Source organism: Bacillus sp. JJ1503, from assembly GCF_036965125.1.
Classification (GTDB): Bacteria; Bacillota; Bacilli; order Bacillales; family Cytobacillaceae; genus Cytobacillus.
Genome location: NZ_JBALOZ010000466.1, coordinates 2,043 through 5,554, shown reverse-complemented (window position 1 = coordinate 5,554; position 3,512 = coordinate 2,043). Strand labels below are relative to the sequence as shown.

3 protein-coding genes, 1 pseudogene and 1 other annotated feature are annotated in these 3,512 nt (G+C 38.2%); of the genes and pseudogenes, 2 read left to right on the top strand and 2 right to left on the bottom strand.

Features of this window, described 5'->3' with window-relative positions; translation table 11 throughout:
- The first annotated feature begins 235 nt into the window (after positions 1-235).
- Together V7149_RS25260 and V7149_RS25255 are read left to right on the top strand one after the other, a co-directional pair.
- The gene (locus V7149_RS25260; RefSeq protein ID WP_335348315.1) at positions 236-403 is read left to right on the top strand and encodes a lipoprotein; all 168 of its coding nucleotides are present in this window, start codon (positions 236-238) and stop codon (positions 401-403) included.
- An 18-nt stretch (positions 404-421) separates the two neighbouring features.
- A pseudogene (locus V7149_RS25255) lies at positions 422-748 on the top strand (redoxin domain-containing protein); the annotation flags it as partial.
- Positions 749-833: 85 nt separating this feature from the next.
- Here V7149_RS25255 and V7149_RS25250 read toward each other — a convergent pair.
- Both V7149_RS25250 and nhaC read right to left on the bottom strand, forming a co-directional pair.
- Positions 834-1,700, bottom strand: coding sequence for an MBL fold metallo-hydrolase (locus V7149_RS25250; protein WP_335348314.1), 867 nt, complete (start codon positions 1,698-1,700; stop codon positions 834-836).
- Complete coding sequence (gene nhaC, locus V7149_RS25245; RefSeq protein WP_335348313.1) at positions 1,697-3,121, bottom strand: Na+/H+ antiporter NhaC; 1,425 nt, start codon at positions 3,119-3,121, stop codon at positions 1,697-1,699. Before nhaC ends, V7149_RS25250 begins: the two co-directional genes overlap by 4 nt.
- A gap of 48 nt (positions 3,122-3,169) precedes the next feature.
- Positions 3,170-3,358 (bottom strand) — a binding site (T-box leader).
- Positions 3,359-3,512 lie beyond the last annotated feature (154 nt).

Here is a 3,512-nt window from a genome sequence, read left to right as displayed (position 1 = left end):
TATGTCCTTTAAGCTGTTGTTAAAGGACATACTATGTTAGTTTCATCTGTAAAGTGTCCTATAAACTTCTGTAAAAAGACATACTTTGACACTTTTATCCCTTATTTGATCTTAAAAAGTGGATTACAGAGGTTATCTATTATAATATATCTATTGTGAAATGATAAATGTGAGTAAAAATGCCCTAAAGCCTTTTTCAATGGGATTAGGCGTTTGAACCTAGAAAGGAGACAACATGAAATTACGAATGGTTTTGCTGACCCTAGCAGCAGTGCTATTTCTTGCTGCTTGTGGTCAAAAGGGTTTAGAAGATCCAATTACATTAGCAGATCAAGATAACAATGAAGTTACATTTCCATTAGAGAAGCCAGCATTGTTCTTTTTTATTACAACATACACCTGAGGACTTTGTCAGCAGCAACTAGTTGAGTTGCATGGAAATCTTGACATGTTAGATGACATGGATATGGAAATGTTTATTATCAGCCATGATACACCGGAACAGCAAAAGGAATTATACAGCCATTTAAAGGACTATTTTGGTACAAGTTTGCCGTTTATTTCTGACCCGAAAATGGAATTAATTGACCGATTCGGAATGAAGAATGGTGATGTTGCTTATCGCGGCTACGGAATTTTGGATCAAAATGGGAAAATCGTTTTCAAAAAAGTAAATGATCATTGGGGAGAACAGATCGAACAAACTGTTCAAGATATTGAGAAGGAATATAAAAAAATTAAACAATAAAATATAGCCAGTCCTGAGTATAACAAATACTAAGGGACTGGCTATAATTTTTGTTATCGAAAAAACTTTATGATTGCAACAAACCTCACAATCTAAATTCCATCCCATCCTCTGCTATATGAAAACCTCTATCCTCAATTTGCCTTCGAATTTGACGATCAGAGTCAATAACAGGGTTCGAATGATTAAGATGGGTAAAATATATTTCCTTTTCTCCAACTAAATCTTGAAGCCTCTCCATTGTTTCTGTCATGAGAGGGTGGGGAATTTCTCGAAAATCCCGGCCAATTTTTTCAAGGTCTTTTGATGAATGGAAGGTACCATCAAGCAGGCAGATGTCAACCTCTTGGCAAGCATTGTATATGTCTTGGTCCCATTCATTCCAGCGGTCGATATCTGGAATGTAGAGGACTTTTTTATTCGGTCCGCTAATCACAAATGCAAAAGTCTCAGAGAATTCATTTCGATGCGGAACATCAATTGGAATAATTGAAACTTGCTGAGATATGGGAAGTGGCTGTCCATTCCTAATTTCATGCGTTACGATGTTCTTAAGCTTGGTTAATTGACTCCATGGCGCCTGTTCATGTAGCAGCTGATTCATTTTTTGACCTGCAAACACAGGAGTTCCAGCAGCACCAATTGCTTCACGCCCCAAAAAGAGTAACCCCGGATAATGACCTAAATGGGCATGCGTTAAAAAGATGCTATCCATAAGCTGGCCCTGCAAGCTGTATTTTAATTGCAGCTTTACCATCTGTTCTTTTAAATCAGGAGTCGCATCAATCAAATGCCATTTTCGGTCATTCGGAAGAACGATGGCCAATGAGGCGGCAAGGCGCCGAAGATTAGGATTGTTAATCGCCTCTGTACAATTTTTACAAAAACAATTTGGATGTGGAAGTCCTGCATCTTGTGCTGTTCCTAATACATGTAAAATCACTTCGCTCATTGTAAAATTTCTCCTCTGTTTTTTAAAATCCTTTTATCTTCTTCATGATAATTTTTCTTTGAAATCGTCCAGCCAGTGAAGCCGAATAGGATATTGATAAGCGGGACTAGGAAAACAAAGAAAGCGTACGGAATAAATTCGCCAGGTGAAACGCCAAGGATGCTCATTGCAAATACAGCAGGGACACTCCATGGTACGAGGTTAATCCCAACCGTTCCAGCCGCTTCTACACATCTTGAAAGGTTTTTCGTATCTATTCCCATTTCTTTATATTTTTTTACAAAGGTTCTGGCTGGTAAAATAATCGCCAAAAATTGAGCACCACTTGCAAAAGCTACTACAAAAGTAGAAAGAATCGTAGAACTAATTAAGGTTCCTGCAGATTTGACCTTCGCCATCATTTTTCGAGTTAATATTTCAAAGGATCCTGTTTCTTCTAATATACCTCCAAGTGCAGTCGCGATGATTAATAAAGCAATTGTACCAAGCATTGACATCATGCCGCCGTTATTTAACAAGGAATCTAATGCTGCAACACCAGAATCAGCGGAATATCCGTTTGTCATGACTTGGATAATGGAAGATACGGATGCTCCTTGGACAAAGACGGCAAGCACACCACCTAAAAGACTAACACTCATTAACGCAGGGATGGCTGGTATACGTAAAATCATTAGGATGATTGTTAGTACTGGCATCAGCAATAATAGCGGATGAATTAAAAATACATCATTTAGACCAACCTTGATCGTATCAATGACATTTGCATCCGCCCCAACACTTGTCGCTCCGGAATTACTAACAATCCAATACATTAAGATGGACAAAAAATATGCAGGGAGCGTGTCCCAAAGCATATGCTTAATATGGCTAAATAAATCTGTGTCAGCCATGGCAGGTGCAATATTTGTAGTGTCAGAAACGGGAGATAATTTGTCTCCAAAATAAGCTCCTGAAATCACTGCTCCAGCAACAAGACCCGGGGGAAATCCGAGTCCTTCCCCAATCACCATAAAAGCAAGGCCGATGGTTGCAATAGATATGAAGGAGCTTCCTAATGTTACTGACACAATACCAGTAACAAGTGCTACAATAGGGACGAATAATTCTGGTTTTATGATGGATAGACCATAGTAGATGATTGTTGGGATGACACCGCTTGCGATCCATGAGCCAACAATCATGCCAATAATAAGCAAAATAAATACAGCTGGTAAAGCTCTAGCAACTCCTTGAACCATCATATTTTGGATTTCATCCCAGCTCCAGCCGCAAACCTTCGCTACGATTGCAGCTAGGATAACCCCAATCATTAATGGGATATGCATACCTGCTTTCCAAATAAATATCGATAAAGCTGCAGAAATGATTAATGCAAGTATTGGAATGACAGACATCCCAATGCTAAGTTCCTTTTTCATATTATATTCTCCTTCTCTAAGCAAAAAAACAAAAAAAGCCCCATCCCCAAAAGGGACGGAAGCTCCGCGGTACCACCCTAGTTAGCAGATTACTCTGCTCTCTTATTAGATAACGGCCGAAACCGGAAAAACAGCTCCCTAACTGTATTTCACTATACACCTTGCCTGATTTTCACCACCATCAAGTCTCTGTCTTTCAAGAGTGTATGAGCTACTTAAATAGTTCAACGCTTTTGTGCTTTTATGCTTTTGTGTAATCAAGTATAGTACTATCATATTATTAAATTCCTTTATCAGTCAATGATTTTCTAATGAGTTTTAATTTAGAAGAGGTATTAAATTTTGAATTTTATAATAATTAGAGGGTATTACATATTCATATAGAAGTATT